The 16,168-nt window shown below is 65.6% G+C and carries 15 protein-coding genes; 10 read left to right on the top strand and 5 right to left on the bottom strand.

Annotation, left to right across the window (positions count from 1 at the left end; genetic code table 11):
- Positions 1-11: 11 nt before the first annotated feature.
- The gene (locus Pph01_RS38265; protein ID WP_204078138.1) at positions 12-680 is read right to left on the bottom strand and encodes a hypothetical protein; all 669 of its coding nucleotides are present in this window, start codon (positions 678-680) and stop codon (positions 12-14) included.
- 242 nt (positions 681-922) lie between these two features.
- On the opposite strand from Pph01_RS38265, the gene Pph01_RS38270 reads away from it, so the two are divergent.
- The 4 genes from Pph01_RS38270 to Pph01_RS38285 all read left to right on the top strand — a co-directional run bounded on the left by Pph01_RS38270 (position 923) and on the right by Pph01_RS38285 (position 4,692).
- The gene (locus Pph01_RS38270; RefSeq protein ID WP_204078139.1) at positions 923-1,924 is read left to right on the top strand and encodes a pirin family protein; all 1,002 of its coding nucleotides are present in this window, start codon (positions 923-925) and stop codon (positions 1,922-1,924) included.
- 157 nt (positions 1,925-2,081) lie between these two features.
- Positions 2,082-2,405, top strand: a complete 324-nt coding sequence (locus Pph01_RS38275) for a carboxymuconolactone decarboxylase family protein (protein ID WP_204078140.1) — start codon at positions 2,082-2,084, stop codon at positions 2,403-2,405.
- A gap of 200 nt (positions 2,406-2,605) precedes the next feature.
- Positions 2,606-3,754 (top strand): glycosyltransferase, encoded by a 1,149-nt coding sequence (locus Pph01_RS38280; RefSeq protein ID WP_204078141.1) that lies wholly within the window; start codon positions 2,606-2,608, stop codon positions 3,752-3,754.
- On the top strand, positions 3,751-4,692 hold the full coding sequence (locus Pph01_RS38285; protein WP_204078142.1) for an MraY family glycosyltransferase: 942 nt from the start codon (positions 3,751-3,753) through the stop codon (positions 4,690-4,692). Before Pph01_RS38280 ends, Pph01_RS38285 begins: the two co-directional genes overlap by 4 nt.
- Positions 4,693-4,742: 50 nt before the next feature.
- Here the strand turns inward: Pph01_RS38285 and Pph01_RS38290 are convergent, their stop codons facing one another.
- The gene (locus tag Pph01_RS38290) at positions 4,743-6,002 is read right to left on the bottom strand and encodes a nucleotide sugar dehydrogenase (RefSeq protein ID WP_204078143.1); all 1,260 of its coding nucleotides are present in this window, start codon (positions 6,000-6,002) and stop codon (positions 4,743-4,745) included.
- Between the two features lie 345 nt (positions 6,003-6,347).
- Between Pph01_RS38290 and Pph01_RS38295 the strand changes: the two genes are divergently transcribed.
- The 5 genes from Pph01_RS38295 (at position 6,348) to Pph01_RS38315 (ending at position 12,680) form a co-directional block, all read left to right on the top strand.
- Entirely contained in the window at positions 6,348-7,259 is a 912-nt protein-coding gene (locus tag Pph01_RS38295; protein WP_275412926.1) for an ice-binding family protein, read from the top strand.
- A 613-nt stretch (positions 7,260-7,872) separates the two neighbouring features.
- Positions 7,873-8,181 (top strand): hypothetical protein, encoded by a 309-nt coding sequence (locus Pph01_RS38300; RefSeq protein WP_204078145.1) that lies wholly within the window; start codon positions 7,873-7,875, stop codon positions 8,179-8,181.
- Between the two features lie 321 nt (positions 8,182-8,502).
- Positions 8,503-10,632: a DUF4082 domain-containing protein gene (locus Pph01_RS38305; protein ID WP_204078146.1), complete on the top strand. Its 2,130-nt coding sequence runs from the start codon at positions 8,503-8,505 to the stop codon at positions 10,630-10,632.
- A 123-nt stretch (positions 10,633-10,755) separates the two neighbouring features.
- Positions 10,756-11,907: a dTDP-4-amino-4,6-dideoxygalactose transaminase gene (gene rffA / locus Pph01_RS38310; RefSeq protein ID WP_239117334.1), complete on the top strand. Its 1,152-nt coding sequence runs from the start codon at positions 10,756-10,758 to the stop codon at positions 11,905-11,907.
- A 17-nt stretch (positions 11,908-11,924) separates the two neighbouring features.
- Positions 11,925-12,680, top strand: a complete 756-nt coding sequence (locus tag Pph01_RS38315) for a GNAT family N-acetyltransferase (RefSeq protein WP_204078147.1) — start codon at positions 11,925-11,927, stop codon at positions 12,678-12,680.
- Positions 12,681-12,778: 98 nt separating this feature from the next.
- Here the strand turns inward: Pph01_RS38315 and Pph01_RS38320 are convergent, their stop codons facing one another.
- The gene (locus Pph01_RS38320; RefSeq protein ID WP_204078148.1) at positions 12,779-13,846 is read right to left on the bottom strand and encodes a glucose-1-phosphate thymidylyltransferase; all 1,068 of its coding nucleotides are present in this window, start codon (positions 13,844-13,846) and stop codon (positions 12,779-12,781) included.
- A 130-nt stretch (positions 13,847-13,976) separates the two neighbouring features.
- Entirely contained in the window at positions 13,977-14,441 is a 465-nt protein-coding gene (locus Pph01_RS38325) for a GtrA family protein (protein WP_204078149.1), read from the bottom strand.
- Positions 14,442-14,521: 80 nt separating this feature from the next.
- On the opposite strand from Pph01_RS38325, the gene Pph01_RS38330 reads away from it, so the two are divergent.
- The gene (locus tag Pph01_RS38330; RefSeq protein ID WP_204078150.1) at positions 14,522-15,493 is read left to right on the top strand and encodes a glycosyltransferase family 2 protein; all 972 of its coding nucleotides are present in this window, start codon (positions 14,522-14,524) and stop codon (positions 15,491-15,493) included.
- A gap of 468 nt (positions 15,494-15,961) precedes the next feature.
- On the opposite strand, the gene Pph01_RS38335 is transcribed toward Pph01_RS38330, so the two are convergent.
- Positions 15,962-16,168, bottom strand: a 207-nt coding sequence (locus Pph01_RS38335; RefSeq protein ID WP_204078151.1) for a DUF4082 domain-containing protein, incomplete at its 5' end; no start/stop codon positions are given.

A 16,168-nucleotide genomic window follows, 5' to 3' on the forward strand; every position in this document is an offset into this window, starting at 1 on the left:
GAGGGGCTCCTTCATTGGTTGAGAAGTCGCGTGACCTTGAAGGACTGGACGATCTGATCGATCTCCTTGGACCGCTGCTGGTAACACGCCGCCGAACAGCGGATCAGCAGGGTCGAGATGCGTGAGCCGTCAGCCGACAGGTACGACGTCTCATCGAAGGTCTGCACCCCGTTCGCCAGACGGAAGTTGAAGACGCTCCGCACCCCCCGGACACCGTCCTGGGAAGGCAGCACCTGGTCGTCCAGGAGCTCGAAGTTCTTGAACGGATACTCCGCCGACGACTCCATCTGCTTGCGGGTGTCGTCCGGCACGGCGACCGGCAGCCCGATGGCGTTGCGCAGAGAGTCGAGTGAGGCCTGGTTCCGCTGGGGCTCGGTGAGCGTCTGGACCTTCGCCATCACAAAGGGCCGGTCGTCGGCGCCGCCGCTGCCGATCAGGAGGTGATCGGCCGAAGGTTCGGCCTGCGCGTCGTAGGCGACGCTCCAGGTGAGCTGCCTCTGAACCTGCGCCGTGGCCGACGCCGGGTCGCCGAACAGCTGCCCCTCGAGGGCCTTCTGATCCACTTTCTTCCACGACGAGGGGACCTTGAAGTAGGTGCCCCCGTCGGAGTCTCGTACGTAGGTGTACTCGGGTCCGGCACAGCCGGACAACAACAACAAAGCGGCCGCAGCCGCAGTCATGACCCCCGATATCGCCCGCGCTTTATCCACCTGGGCCCAACCTCCGCTTTGCGGGTGTACGAGGTACTACTGCCCGTTTTCTCAGTATCACTCTCAGGCCACATCTCGGACAGACTGGAAAACTTGACCAAATCTTGGCCCGATGTTGGCTGCACTTGTGACACGTGCTGGGGAACCTTTGGCATGGAATAGTTGATTCATCAATAGTTGTTGTGCGGAACGTATCCGACAGAGGAGACCCCATGCCAGCCATCACCGCAGACACGCTCACGTTGCCCCGGCTCCCCCGGCTTCCCGAGGCGGCCACCGCGTGGCGTCCTGTCGCACGCGTCGTCACCGCACAACGATTCCTCGAGGGAGAAGGCTTCGCCGTCCGGCGCCCGTTCCCCGGAGTGGACCTGTCGCTCGCCGACCCCTTCCTGCTTCTCGACCACATGGGGGCCGTGGAGTACGCCCCCGGCGAGGCGAAGGGCACCCCTTGGCACCCGCACCGCGGCTTCGAGACGGTGACGTACATCATGGACGGGGCCTTCCAGCATCGGGACACGAACGGGGGCGGCGGGCTCATCTCCGATGGCGATACCCAGTGGATGACCGCCGGAAGCGGACTTCAGCACATCGAGCAGCCTCCGCCGGAGCTCGTCGCCAAGGGCGGCCTGTTCCACGGCGTGCAGCTGTGGGTCAACCTGCCCCGCGCCCAGAAGTGGGTGCCGCCCCGCTACCAGGACATCCGCGGGGGCGACGTGAAGCTGCTGGCCAGCGACGACGGCTCGTCGCTCGTCCGGGTCATCGCGGGCTCGCTCGCCGGCCACGAGGGCCCGGGGATGACCTACACGCCGATCACGTACGTCCACGCGACGGTGGCGCCGGGCGCGCGGCTGGCCCTTCCGTGGCCCGCCGAGTTCAACGCCATGGTCTACGTCCTGAGCGGCGAGGGGCACATCGGCCCGGACGACCGCCCGCTCCGTGAGGGGCAGCTCGGCGTGTTCGGCGGCTACAAGGGCACCGCGGGCGCGCTGAGCATGCGCGCGGCGGACAACCAGCCGGTCGCCTCACGCCAGGGCTGGGAGATCCTCGTGCTCGGCGGACTGCCGATCCGGGAGCCGGTCGCCCGCTACGGACCGTTCGTGATGAACACCCGCGAGGAGATCGTCAAGGCCTTCGAGGACTTCCAGGCCGGCCGGATGGGCGTGGTCCCCGCGGAGCACGTCCCGCACCGGTCCGCCGTCGACGAGTCCCTGTAGGCCTGCGAGGTCGCCAGAACGGTGCAACGTCCATGCAACCGTCGTCTTGCGACAATGCGCTCGCACAGGGCCACCCGGTCATGTAACGCCTGATCCCCCCTAACGCGACATATTCGTTGCATGTCTCGAAATTAGGCCGACGGACGTGGAGTGCCGCATGAGCGACAGCATCGATGACCTCGACCGCCGGGCCAGGAGCCTGGAATTCGGGATGGCGGTCGAGCACACGTTCGCGGAGGTGTGGTCGGGAGACGCGCTGACCATCAGGGATCGGCGCCTGCTGCTCCTGGGCCTGCTCGTGGCCCAGGGGCTGGACGACGTGATCGCGCCGCAACTGGACGCGGCTCTGCGCACCGGGGAGCTGACGCCGAGCGAGCTGCGCGAGATCGTCGTCTTCCTGACCCACTACGCGGGCTGGCCTCGCGGGGCGCGCCTGAACGCACAGGTCGAGGACCTGATCGCCAGGTTCATGGCGGCATAGCGAACGCCCCCGGCGCCCGAAGCCGTGGCCCGGGACGCGCAAGTGAGCGTCCCGGCGCTGCGCGCGGTACCCAGAGAACGCGCTGTACGTCTTCCGGGGCACCAAGTAACGGGAAAACATTTCGCCATCACCGTGAAGGTGTCCGCGAACGGATCTGACGGAGAGCTAGCTTCTCGCAGGTGACCAGTCGGATTCGTGTCATGGAAATCATCGCCACGATGAACGTCGGCGGCCCCGCCACGCAGGTTTCGGGACTGTGCGAGCGGCTCAACCCTGAGGAGTTCGACCACCGTCTCTACACCGGTTACGTCGACGGCGCCGAGGGGGATCATCTGCGGCTGCGCGGGATGCCGGTCCCGGTGCACCGCATTCCCGGCCTCGGCCGGTTCGTCCGGCCGATCGACGACTATCGCGCCCTGCTCCGGCTGATCAGCGCCGTGCGCGCGTTCCATCCGCACATCGTCCACACCAGGACCACCAAGGCCGGCGCCCTCGGCCGGGTGGCCGCTCGCCTGTCCGGCGTGGGCGCCGCCCGGGTCCACGTGTTCCACGGCCACCACCTTCACCCGCATTCCCCCCGCCTCAAGCGGTCGGTCTACAGGCGCTCCGAGCGACTTCTGGCGCCCCTGTCCGACCGCCTCGTCGCGGTCGGGCCCCAGGTGCGAGACGACCTGCTGGCGGCCGGGATCGGCCATCCCGAGCAGTATGTCGTGATCCCGCCCGGCGTCCAGCTCGGGCCGGTGCCCGACCGTCTGACCGCCCGCGCGGCTCTCGGTCTCCCGGCCGACGCACCGGTGGTGGCCTACGTGGGCCGGCTCGCCAGGTCGAAGCGGCCTGACCGGTTCGCCGAGGTGGCGGGCGCCGTACTGGGACGGGTGCCCGACTGCCGTTTCCTCGTCTGCGGGAGCGGCGAGCTGAAGGAGAAGGTGGAGCGAAGCGTTCGCCCGATGTGGGACTCCTTCCGCCTTCTCGGATGGCGGAGGGACGTCGAGCTCGTCTACGCAGCCGCCGACGTGGTCATGCTGACGTCCGATCAGGAGGGCACTCCGGTGGCTCTGGTCGAGGCGGGAATGGCCGGCGTCCCGGTGGTGGCCACCCGCGTGGGCGGCGTCCCCGAGATCATCCGGGACGGCCACACCGGCCTGCTGTCCGGCCCCGACGTCCAGGAGCTCGCCTCTCATACGGTCGGGCTGCTGTCCGATCCCGAACGCGCCCGACGCATGGGAGAGTCGGCGCGCGCGTGGACCACCCGGTCATTCGGCGTCGACCGCCTCGTCGCGGACACCGAGGCTCTCTACCGGTCGTTGCGCAGTTCATCCAGGACGCGGGCCGAGGGGAGCAGCCGATGAGTGCTGCGGACGTCGTGTCACGCAGGCGGTTCGACCCGCGATGGGGAGGAATCGCGATCACCTTGGCCACGGTCGTCCCGTCGGCCGCCGCGCTCGGTCTCACCGACCTGCGGATCACCGCGATCCTTCTGGCCGGGACCGCGGTCGCGGCGCTGGGGCAGATCTGCGACATGACGCGGCTACCTGTGCTCGCCCGCCTGACCGTGCAGTCCGTGGCCGCGGGTGGCGTCGTGCTCTGCGGAGTCCAGATCACACTGACAGGGCATTGGCCCGACGGCCCCGTGACCGTGATGTGGATCGTCGGCGTCGCCAACTGCTTCAGCCTGCTGAACTCCACGGACAGACTGCTCCCGGTGGTGGCCGCGGTCACCGCGGTCTTCCTCGCCGGCGCCGCCCTCATCCTCGCCGAGCCGGCGGTCGCGGTGCTCCTCGCCACGATGGCCTGTGCATCATTGGGCCTGCTCGGATCCAGAACTCCCATGGGCTCATCGGGGTCGCTCTTCATTGGGTTCGTCCTGACCTGCTCGGCGGTCCTGCTGATCGCGGGACGCAGTCAGGACACGATCGGCGCCGGGCTCGTCCTGCCCGCGCTCGTGGCCATCGCGGACACCGGCTTCGCCTTCGCCTGCACCGGCCAGATCTCCGAGCGCCTCCACCGGGGCGGACTCGACCTGCAGACGGTCGCCGGCACGTACGGGGCCGCGGCCGGGGCCGCCGGGCTGCTCTGCGTGTGCGTCGCCATAGGTCTGCTCGCGCCGCTGACGGCCGCCGCGGCCGGGACCGTGCTCGTGGTTGTCGCCGCGTTCCAGTGCCGCACCCGGCGAGTCACCCCCGCCTCACGCATGGCGCCCGAGCAGACGCCTCCGCTCATCGGCGCCGGGGCGGTGCCGCAACAGGCGAGAGGCCCCCACCGTTGGGACGGCGAGGGCCTCTTCTGAGGGGCTCTACTGGCCGACGCCGGCCTCCTCCCGCCTGAGGCGGCGCTGCCTCACAACGTTTCCACGTTGGGGCCGTGGCAGCGGTTGCGGGTGTCGAAGACGAACGCGCTCGACCGCTGCACCAGGTCGTAGTCGATGTGGTCGTGGTCGGTCAGCACGACGACGACGTCCGCCTCGGCGAGTTCCTCGCTCGTCGGCTCGACCAACTCGATCCTGACCGGCAGCAGGAAGTCGTCGACGAGAGAGTCGGCGGCACGGACGTCCGCGCCGAGCTTGCGCAGGGCCTTGGCCACCTCGATCGCCGGAGACTCGCGGCAGTCTCCGGCGTTCTTCTTGTAGGACAGGCCAAGAAGGAGGATCCGGCTGCCCTTGATCGGCTTGTACCTCTGGTTCAGCGCCAGGCTGATCCGACTGACGACATGATCCGGCATGTGGTCGTTGATGTCGTTCGCGAGTTCGACGAACCGGAAGTTGTGCCCGAGGCTGCGCTTGACCTTCCATGACAGATACGACGGGTCGATCGGCAGACAGTGTCCCCCGACCCCGGGGCCGGGTGTGAAGCGCATGTAGCCGAACGGCTTGGTCGAGGCGGCGTCTACGGCCTCCCACACGTCGATCCCGAGCTGCTGCGCGAAGATCGACAACTCGTTCACCAAGGCGATGTTGACGTGCCTGAACGTGTTCTCGAGGAGCTTGCACAGCTCGGCGACCTGCATGGAGGAAACGGGGACGACCTCGTGCACGATCCGGCTGTAGAACGCCTTCACTTTCTCCAGCGAAGCCGCGTCGATGCCCGACACGACCTTCGGCGTGTTGTCGAGACGCCACCGGGCGTTCCCCGGGTCGATCCGTTCCGGGCTGTAGCCCAGGAAGAAGTCCTCCGGTGTCCGTAGCCCGGACCCGTCCTCGAGGAGCGGGCGAAGGTACTCCTCGGTGGTGCCCGGATAGGTCGTGGACTCCAGGATCACCGTCGCCCCGCGTCGCAGCGCCGGCGCGATGGCCTCACCGGCAGAGCCGACGTGGCAGAGGTCGGGCACGCCATCACGAAGGGGCGTCGGCACCGTTATCACGCATACGTCGAAGCCCTCGGCGTCGGCGTAGTCGGTGCTCGCGAAATACCGGCCGGAGTTGTGGGCGGCGGCCAAGTCGCCCTCGTCGACGTCCTCGACATAGGACTCCCCGACGTTCAGCCGCTTGACCCGCCATTCATCGACGTCTATTCCCACGACGTCGAAGCCGGCCTCGACTGCCTGCATCGCCAGGGGAAGGCCTACGTAGCCCTGTCCGATGACTACTAGTTTTTCTCCCATGTCACAACCCGTCGCTTGCGAGGAAAGGTATGACCCGACTGTAGGAGCCGGACTAGCCCTCATCCTCGATTCACCGTCGTGGGCGTGTCGTATCGCCTGCCTTCACCCGAGGGGGGAGATATTGATGTCAACCATCGAATAGCGAATGGAGCCGACAATGAATTACCGGACAAAATAATGCACGCCGGTTATCCTCGCGCCACGCGCCGTACCGGAACAGGTCGTTACCGGCTGATGGCGGCGCTCGCACCGGTCCTCATGATCGCCGCTCCAGGCGTCACACCACACGCCGCCCGCGCGGCGGTGCCGCGTGTAGAGCTTCGCGAAGCCGAAGAATGCGCCGTCATGGCGGGAGCCGGGGTGTCCAGTACGGATATCACCACGATCAGCGGGGACCTGGCCGTCAGCCCAGGGAACGCCGTTTCCGGCTTTCCGCCGGGGCAGGTACGAGGCTCCGTCGAAGTGGACAACGCAGAGGCGAGGCGGGAGAAGGCCGATGCGGTCGCGGCCTACAACGACGCGTCACGGCGCACGGCCACCGCCACCATCCCGGCGCAGCTTGGGCGCACCACCAGACCGTCCGGCGTGTACAGGACCGCGGGAGGCGTCTTTCAGCTGAGCGACACGCTCGTCCTCGACGCCGAAGGCGACCCCGACGCCGTTTTCATCTTCCAGGCCGCGTCTCTGGTCACGGCGAACGTGAGCAACATCGACCTCGTCGGCGGAGCCCAGGCGAACAACGTGATCTGGCAGCTCAGCGACTCCGCCACGCTGGGGACGTACTCCACCTTCCGCGGCAACATCCTTGCGCAGAGCTCGGTCGCGGTGAGCGAGGGCGTGGCTCTGTACGGCCGCGCCATCGCTCTCAACGACATGGTCACCCTCGACGGCACTTCGCTGCACCCGGCCACTCGCGTCACCGCACCCGGAGAACCGCCGACCACCACCACTGTGACCTCGTCGTCGAACCCCTCTCGCAGAGGGGAACCCGTCACCTTCACGGCCACGGTGCGCGAGCCGACCGACTCGGTCGTGCCCGCCGGTCAGGTGATCTTCAAGGATGGCTCCACCGTAATCGGCTCCGCGTACAACAGCAGCCTGGCTCCCGCGACGTTCACGACCTCAGACCTCACCAGGGGGGCACACGACATCACTGCGGTCTATCTGAACGGCGGCACGGCAGTGAACGAGGCCTGGGCGTATTTCGCTCCGAGCACATCCGAGGTGCTCACCCAGGTCGTCCTTAATAGGAGGTAATAGAGTAAGATTTTGTCTACATTTGTTAACCAAAGCTGGAACTCCGGAAAGGCGTCACCATATCGCGGAAGGGTATTTCCCGACCGCACCGTCAAATTTGCGGTGAACAAAGAGTTCAAATGTCGCCGCAAAGGAGAGCAAATTGATTCCTCGGAGAACTTCCAGCTTGGCCGCCTTGTTGACAGTGGCCTTCGGAGCTCTCGCGTTGTCCGATCCCGACGTGGTGAGCGCGGCCTCTCCCGCGAGAGGCCCGCTCCGGACGGAACACCAGGCGAACGGGGATGGGCCGCCCGCGGGGTTCCACAAACGCTGCCAGAGGCGTCACCAGTGCCGGCATCACTGCGGGAGAGGCCTGCGCGGGCCGAGAGGTCTCCAGGGCCCCGAAGGGCCCCGAGGGCCGATGGGCCTTCCCGGACACGACGCTCTCCCCGTTCATGGCTGTCTTTCCGGGCCGGCTGGACCCCAGGGACCGACTGGACCCCAGGGGCCGGCCGGCCTCACCGGACACCCTGGCCCACCCGGGCCCCAGGGGCCGGCCGGCCCCGCCGGACCTGCCGGACCGGGCGGCTCGGCCGGAACCACTTCGAGCGTCGCTTCCACACTTGTCGGGCTGTTGTTCGACCCGTTCGACACGAATTTCACGGCGTACGTCGCCGACGGCACCACGTGGATCCGCGACCCTCGGACGGCTGAGCCGTGGCACAGCCTGGCCTCGGTTCAGGACTACCCGTCCGGCGTGATCGGCGTCTCGCTGACCGAGGCCGCCGTCCCCTTCAACACCCTGCTGATCACCGTGCTGACTTCGGCCGGTACGCTCGCGCAGTCCGCGTGCATCCTCACCGCCCCTCCCCCGCCTCCCGGATCGGCGTGGGGACCGGCCTACTGCAGCGCGTTCACCACCATCACGCCTCCAGCCTCATGAATTCACGCGCTCGATGATCAGTGAGACCTGCTGTCGCCGGATGTGACCTGAGACCTGGACGCCGTCGTCCGCGGGCCGGCCCCGCCCGCGGACTCCGCTACGGAACGTCAGCGGCCCGCCGCCGACTGACGATCATTCAACGTCACCACCGCATTGCGGACCATATTGCTCACTCACAAGCACAATCATTCGGGCAAAGTAAATCAAAGGTACACATATTCAAATCACGAAAGGGAGCCATAGAGACAGTCACGCAAGGGTGGCGATCAAGGGAACCGCATGGGTAAAGTGAAGTAAAATCCCGCGCAAATGAGGTTCCCCATGGAAGAGCCCGCCTCGTCATTCACCACCAGCCCTTCCAGTAAGCATGACAAAAGCGGCCAAACAGCCAAACACACTGTCAGATATGAGACGAACTCTGGGCGCCTTCGAATTCACGTCCGAATTATCGGCCGCCGTTATGGTGCCGCGATTCTTGCAGCGTTTCTCACGATGACCGCCGTCGTGGCCCCGGCACCGGGCGCGGCCGCGGCGCCGAATCCCGTAAGCCTCGGCGACGGCGCGCCCCTCGGCGTCTTCGCGGGGACCGCGGTGTCCAACACCGACCTCACCGCGATCACGGGAGATCTCGGAGTGAGCCCGGGGGACTCCGTCACCGGCTTTCCTCCCGGCACCGTGAGCGGGTCGATCCACGCCGGCGACTCGGCTGCGGCGTCGGCCAGAGCCGACCTGATCGCCGCCTACAACGAGGTCGCCTCGCGAACGCCGGCGACGAGCGTGCCCAGCGAGCTCGGCGGCACGACCAAGACTCCAGGTGTCTACAGCCCGCCCGGAGGCACTTTCCAGATAACCGGCACGCTGACGCTGGATGCCCAGGCCGACCCGGATGCCGTCTTCATCTTCCGGGCCACCACCCTCTCAACCGCCAACGTCAGCAACATCAACCTCGTCGGCGGGGCCCAGGCGAACAACGTCTTCTGGCAGCTCACCGGCTCGGCGACGTTGGGGACCAACTGCACGTTCCGAGGGAACGTGCTGGCCTCTAACTCGGTCACCGTCGGCACAGGTGCGGCCGTCTTCGGTCGTGTCTTCGCCATCAACGGCATCGCCGTCCTCCAGGGCACCGCCAACCCGCCGAGGACCCGCATCACGGTCCCGAACGACCCGCCGACCACGACGACGTTGACGACTTCTCCCAATCCTTCGCGGACGAGTCAGTCCGTCACCCTGACCGCCACGGTCAGCCCGGTCTCAGGGTCGATCGTGCCCCAGGGACAGGTCGCTTTCAAAGACGGCGACACCGTCCTCGGCACCGACAACCACAACAGCCTTGGCCCGGCGACGATCACGATCTCCACCCTGACGGCGGGCGAACACTCGCTGACCGCCGTCTATCTTGGGGGCGACACCCCCGACAACGAAGCCATCATCCATTTCGCCCCAAGCACGTCACCGCTAGTGACGCAGACAGTGACGAGCAGTCTCTTTAGCGCTGCGGCTACGCCGGAGGACGCTGACTACCCCGACGCGCAGGCCGTCACCGTCGGCGTGAAATTCCAAGCGGCCACGAGCGGGACCATCCGAGGCATCCGCTTCTACAAGAGCCCGCAAAACTCCGGAACCCACACCGGAAGCCTGTGGTCCAGCAGCGGGCAACTCCTCGCAAGCGCCACCTACTCCAACGAAACGGCATCCGGCTGGCAACAGGTCAACTTCGCCAACCCCGTCACGATCAACCCCGACACGACGTACGTCGCCTCCTACCACACGCCAACCGGCAACTACTCGATAACCCGCCCCTACTTCACCACCAAACACACCAACGGCCCCCTCACCGCGCTCGCCAACGGCCCCAGCGGCGGCAACGGCGTCTTCACCTACAGCGCGACCAACGCCTTCCCCACAAGCGGCTTCCGAGCCACGAACTACTGGGTCGACGTCGTCTTCACACCGTTCGAGAGCCTCTGGAGCGCTACGGATACGCCGGAGGTCACTGACCACCCCGACGGGCAGGCCGTCACCGTCGGCGTGAAATTCCAAGCGGCCACGAGCGGAGCCATCCGAGGCATCCGCTTCTACAAGAGCCCGCAAAACTCCGGAACCCACACCGGAAGCCTGTGGTCCAGCAGCGGGCAACTCCTCGCAAGCGCCACCTTCACCAACGAAACGGCATCCGGCTGGCAACAGGTCAACTTCGCCAACCCCGTCACGATCAACCCCGACACGACGTACATCGCCTCTTACTACTCGCCGACCGGCAAATACTCGTTAACCCGCCCCTACTTCACCTCCAAATACAACAACGGCCCCCTCACCGCGCTCGCCAGTAGCGGCAACGGCGGCAACGGCGTCTACACCTACAGCGCGACCAACGCCTTCCCCACAAGCGCCTTCCAAGCCACGAACTACTGGGTCGACGTCGTTTACGACGGCAATCCCGTCGGCTCGTAGAAGCCCTGCTTCGATGATCTGAACCCGGGCCTTCGCGTAACGCGTGTAAGGCTTCTGCAAGGGCTCGCCAACGAACGCGATCGACGCGCGTGTCGGCTGGTTCGCTCCCTGTTCACTGACGTCGTGAGCACTACCGGTCTAGCGACAATTCCATTCAACAAAGCGCACATCGCCGAAAACGAGCTGAACTACCTGGCGGAAGCCGTGCACCAGGGATTCACCTCCGGGAACGGGCCGTTCACCAAGCGGGCGACCGGACTCCTGAGGAAGCTCACCGGGTCGGAGCAGGCGCTACTGACCACCTCCTGCACGCACGCGCTGGAGATGTCTGCGCTCCTCCTCGATCTCCAGGCGGGCGATGAGGTGATCATGCCGTCGTTCACTTTTGTGTCGACGGCCAACGCCTTCGCCCTGCGCGGGGCGATCCCCGTGTTCGTGGACTGCCGGCCGGACACCCTGAACATCGATGAGCGCCTGATCGAGTCGGCGATCACGGATCGTACGCGCGCCATCGTCGTCGTTCACTACGCAGGTGTGGGCTGCGCGATGGAGATCATCAGTGCTGTCGCGGAGCGGCACGGCCTGGCTCTCATAGAGGACAACGCTCATGGATTGGGTGCGTCCTACGGCGACCGGCCTCTGGGGTCGTTCGGATGCATGGCCACGCAGAGCTTCCACGCGACGAAGAACGTGCAGTGCGGTGAGGGCGGCGCCTTGCTGCTGAACGAGGCCGGCCTTGCCACTCGGGCGGAGATCATCCGGGAGAAGGGCACCAACCGCAGCCGGTTCTTCCGGGGGCAGGTGGACAAGTACCGCTGGATCGAGGTCGGTTCGAACTACATGCCCTCCGACCTCGTCGCTGCCCAACTGACAGCACAACTGGAGTCCTTCGACCGGATCCAGATGTGGCGCCACGCCGTTTGGCAGCGGTATCACGACGAACTGTCCAGCTGGGCGAAGGAGAACGCGGTCGCCCAGCCCGGGGTCCCTGAGGGCTGTCTGCATACGGCGCACATCTACTACCTGCTGCTCCCCGATCTCGAGAACCGCCAGTCGTTCATCGGACACCTTTCCCGTCAGGGCGTCCAGGCGACATCCCACTACGAGCCGCTGCACAGCGCCCCTGCCGGGCTACGGTACGGGCGGGTGGCGAGCGGGTGCCCGGTTACCGAGCGGGTGGCCGATCATCTCGCGAGACTCCCCCTGTATGCGGACCTGGGTGAGGCCGACGTCGCGCGCGTGATCGACGCCGTCCTGAGCTACGAGGTGGTCTGATGGCGTGGCATGACATCGTGCAGGCGGAGGACGTGCAGATCCATGAGTCACCGCGGGAGTCGGCGCGTTTCGGGCGCTCGGTCGAGCGCCTCACCGCCCCGCTCGATGCTGAGGACTCCTTCATCGCAGTGCGTGAGGCCGTTCGCGAATCGGACGCGGACATCATCGTGCTCCGATACCCGGCCCAGTACGTCGCATGGTTCGCACAGCTGATCACGTTGGGCCGGACGGCGATACTCGCGGACTCTCTCACGTACTGGCGCGTGCGTGCGGGAGAGGGCCGAGCGCCCGACCCGTCGAAGAACCTCCGGACGACCGGGACCGTCTGTCCGGCCACGACGAAGGCACTGATCGCTGACATGTTCGCCAGGTACGGAAATCACTATCTGGCCAACCCTCTGTTCGAGATCGGCGATGCGCTGGCGGGCTACCAGGAATGGGCTCAGCGCTCCGTCGATGAGGGAAGGTGCCTGGCTCTTTGGGAGCGGGAGGTGGATGACGCCCTCGGTTTGGCGACGCTCGATGAGACCGCCCTTCGAACGGAGATCCTGCTGGCGGGAATCGTCGGCAAAGCACAAGGACGTGGCCTTTATGCCCACCTGTTGAAAGGAGTAGAGGACCGAACGCTGGCTCGCGGCGCGGCGGAGGTCGTCATCTCCACCCAAGGGCACAACACCCGCGTGCAGAGGGCTTGGGCAAGGTACGGATTCGAGCCAGTGTGCACCCTCCTCACGGTTCATCTGGTGCGACCCACGCTGCTCGCGGCCGTCTGAGGGACAGAGGTGAAACAGACCCTTCATCTGCGGAGTCGGTCCGCGTAGATGAATGGGGCCCGAATGGTCACAAGAGATCAGGTGGTGGATCTCGCGGATCAGGAGCGAACCTGTATCCGGCTGTGGTCTCCGACCATGAGCTCGTGTGTGTACGGCGGACCACTCGCGCGGCTCACCTCGACGTTGCGTCCGATCAGGGAGTGCGCGATGCGCGAGACGCCATCCACCGAGGAGCCGTCGAGGACGATCGAGTACTCGATCTCTGCGTTCTGAACGACGCAGCCCTCCCCAATCGAGGTGAACGGACCGACGTACGCCGAAGAGATCTTGGTGTCCGCCCCGATCACGATCGGCCCGCGGAGAATCGAGTTCTCGACCACCGCGCCAGGCGCGATGACGACCCTTCCAGTGATCTCGCTCAAGGTATCGACCGCGCCCTTGATGTCACGGTCGACCGATTCCAGGACGATGCGATTGCACTCCAGCATGTCCTGCAGCCGTCCTGTGTCCCTCCAGTATCCGCTGACCATGTGCGACTGGACGGAGTGGCCCGTTCGAATGAGCCACTGGATCGCGTCGGTGATCTCCAGCTCGCCGCGATCCGAGGGCTCGATCGCCCGCACTGCCTGGTGTATGACCGGAGAGAACAGATACACCCCCACGATGGCCAGATCGCTTCTCGGGACGGCCGGCTTCTCCTCGAGTGCGATGATCTCACCGGCGGGCCCTAGCTCCGCGACGCCGTAGAACTGGGGTTCGGCCACCCTCGTGAGCAGAATCTGGGCATCGTATCCGCCTGCCTGGAACGCGCTGACCTGATCGGCGATTCCACCGATCAGGAAGTTGTCGCCGAGGTACATGACGAAAGGGTCGTCGGCGAGGAAGTCTTGAGCGATCAGAACGCAGTGCGCCAACCCCAAAGGGGCCTCCTGCGGGATATAGGTCACCTCGAGTCCGAACCTCGACCCATCCCCTACGGCGCGCCGGACTTCTGGACCCGTGTCTCCCACGATGATTCCGACACTCGTGATGCCCGCGTCCCGTATCGCTTCAAGTCCGTAGTACAGCACCGGTTTGTTCGCGACCGGGACCAGTTGTTTCGCCGAAGTGTGCGTCAGCGGGCGCAGCCTGGTTCCCTTGCCGCCCGCCAGAACGAGAGCCTTCATCGACGTCGGAGTCCTTCCGCAGAAGCGTGGCCGATGAGTCCCGGCCCTGCTCGAACCTATGCGGAGCGCCAATCGATCGCCCTCAACCACAGATCGCCTTTGTCGAAGACCATCGGATATGTTGCCCGAACTAGACGTTCGTGCGGTTACGGAACGTCCAACTCCGGTGTATCACATAACTCAGGGGCGGACTCATTACTATTATCAGACCCTGGGCCAGCATAATAGGAATTCCGACGTATTCCACCAAAATCGGGAGACCCAAGAGGGACGCGCCGAGAAAGCTGAGCCCGACCACATAAAACCGGACGTAACCGGCCAGCCACGATTGCCCGGACACGCGGAAGACCACCAGCCTGTACCACGGGTAAACGATGATCACGGTGACGAGATGACTCGTCACGACGAGGAAAAGATAGGACACCGCACCGTTGGTCGCCAGCAATCCTAGGCCAAGGAGAGCGTAATAGACGGCAGCCGTCATGGCACCGGCGAACAGGTATGTGATGCGGTGTCCACTAAGGGCCGAGAACAATGCTCGCCCGCCGGAACGTGGATGCGCGCCGTGGACGGAACGGCTTTCGACTTCAACCATATGACAATCACTCCAGATCATGATCGGGCGCCAGGATCAAACGGAGTGTAGTCGGCTGAAGAAGGCAATCGGAGAGAACAATGTCAGTGTCGGTGGTAATTCCGTGTTTTCGCTCTGCGCAAACCCTCCCGATACTCGTGAACCGGCTCATGCCGGTCCTCCGCGCGGTGTCGATCCTGCACGAGGTGATCCTCGTCGTCGACGGAAGCCCGGACGAGACCTGGAGCACGGCCGCCGACCTGGCGGCGCGGACCGATGGCGTTCGCGCCATTCATCTGTCCCGCAACTACGGCCAGCACAACGCGCTGCTCGCCGGAATCAGAGATGCGAAGTTCGACGTGGTCGTCACCATGGACGACGATCTGCAGCATCCGCCGGAGCAGATCCCGCTCCTTTTGGCCGCGCTCGACGGTGACAGCCTTGACCTCGTATACGGCGTACCGTACGCGGAGGAACACGGATTCCTCCGAAGCGTCGCCTCACGGTCCGTGAAAGCCGGCATGGCGGGTGCGCTCGGCATCCGGGCCGCGCGTAAGATCAGCGCCTTCCGCGCCTTCCGGACGCGCCTTCGTGATGGATTCGATGAGCTGTCCGGCCCGCATGCGTCTCTCGATGTGGCCTTGTCGTGGGCCACCACGCAGGTGGACGCGGTGAACGTGCACATGAACGAACGCGAGCACGGGCGATCCAACTACTCGCTGCGCCTGCTGGTCCGGCATGCGGTGAACATGCTGCTTGGCTACAGCACGGTCCCTCTCCGGATGGCGAGCTACCTCGGGTTCCTCGTCGGCCTCATCGGCTTGTTTCTGAGTGGCCTCGTTCTATGGCGTTTCATAGCGGGCGACACCACGGTGGCCGGATTCACCACCGTAGCCACGATGGTGGCGCTCTTCTCGTCCGCTCAGCTGATCTCCATCGGAGTTCTCGGCGAGTACATCGGCCGGATCCACGGAAGCGGAATGGGCCGGCCGACCTATGTGGTGCGCGAGCATGCCGGATCCTCCATGGCCCCAGAAACGTCACACCATTCTGACAGCGCCGTCGTCTCCTGAGATCACGTGGGGTCCTTTCCACCAGGCCTCGTGGGGACCTCGCAGCTGCCGGCGCATCTCCTCGGCCCACCGCTCCGCGATCTCCCATGAGCACGTTGCACGTGCTCATGAGCGATGACGTCCAGGGGTGGTCCACGCACCGGTCGCCCCCCCTCCGGCGAGGCGAGTCACGACGTCCACGCCGCCCGATCCGATCCCGCGCCAAGAGAATCCCAACCTCAGCGCGGGCCACACCATCCAGGGCAGCGTCGTCGTCCCCGCTGATCACGTGGGTGTCCGCCGGGCCCTGGAGCCGATCTCGGATTACTCCGCTCGGCTCACCCGTGAGTGATCGAGGCTGATCATCCGCTGGGCCTGGACGACACCCGGATCACTGCCCGGCGACGACAACATCTGGCGTAAGTCCGGCAACCGGTACATCGAGGAAGGCGTCGCGGTGCTCACGACCAAGGCGCCGACCTCTCCTGGCTAATCGGAATTGAACACCAGATCGACCCAGTAATTGGTCGCGCTAAAACTGCTGGTGGGGAACGTGCTCGTCGCGCCGTAGGTGAACACGCCGTTTCCTCCCGACGATCCGGACGCCAGCGCAGTGAGCAACCCGTTCACGTATGGGGACGTGAAGTACGACCTTGTCACCGAGTAGAAGCCCGACGTCGTGTGATAGGACGCGAC

Origin of the sequence: Planotetraspora phitsanulokensis (genome assembly GCF_016863295.1) — a bacterium.
In the GTDB taxonomy this organism is placed as follows: Bacteria; Actinomycetota; Actinomycetes; order Streptosporangiales; family Streptosporangiaceae; genus Planotetraspora; species Planotetraspora phitsanulokensis.

What these genes read in the sequence shown, in the direction of transcription:
- Pph01_RS38330 (WP_204078150.1), top strand. Translation starts at nt 14,522, where the DNA reads ATGTCAGTGTCGGTGGTAATTCCGTGTTTTCGCTCTGCGCAAACCCTC.
- Pph01_RS38295 (WP_275412926.1), top strand. Translation starts at nt 6,348, where the DNA reads ATGGCGGGAGCCGGGGTGTCCAGTACGGATATCACCACGATCAGCGGG.
- Pph01_RS38325 (WP_204078149.1), bottom strand. Translation starts at nt 14,441, where the DNA reads ATGGTTGAAGTCGAAAGCCGTTCCGTCCACGGCGCGCATCCACGTTCC.
- Pph01_RS38270 (WP_204078139.1), top strand. Translation starts at nt 923, where the DNA reads ATGCCAGCCATCACCGCAGACACGCTCACGTTGCCCCGGCTCCCCCGG.
- Pph01_RS38290 (WP_204078143.1), bottom strand. Translation starts at nt 6,002, where the DNA reads ATGGGAGAAAAACTAGTAGTCATCGGACAGGGCTACGTAGGCCTTCCC.
- Pph01_RS38265 (WP_204078138.1), bottom strand. Translation starts at nt 680, where the DNA reads ATGACTGCGGCTGCGGCCGCTTTGTTGTTGTTGTCCGGCTGTGCCGGA.
- Pph01_RS38320 (WP_204078148.1), bottom strand. Translation starts at nt 13,846, where the DNA reads ATGAAGGCTCTCGTTCTGGCGGGCGGCAAGGGAACCAGGCTGCGCCCG.
- Pph01_RS38280 (WP_204078141.1), top strand. Translation starts at nt 2,606, where the DNA reads ATGGAAATCATCGCCACGATGAACGTCGGCGGCCCCGCCACGCAGGTT.
- Pph01_RS38275 (WP_204078140.1), top strand. Translation starts at nt 2,082, where the DNA reads ATGAGCGACAGCATCGATGACCTCGACCGCCGGGCCAGGAGCCTGGAA.
- Pph01_RS38305 (WP_204078146.1), top strand. Translation starts at nt 8,503, where the DNA reads ATGGAAGAGCCCGCCTCGTCATTCACCACCAGCCCTTCCAGTAAGCAT.
- Pph01_RS38285 (WP_204078142.1), top strand. Translation starts at nt 3,751, where the DNA reads ATGAGTGCTGCGGACGTCGTGTCACGCAGGCGGTTCGACCCGCGATGG.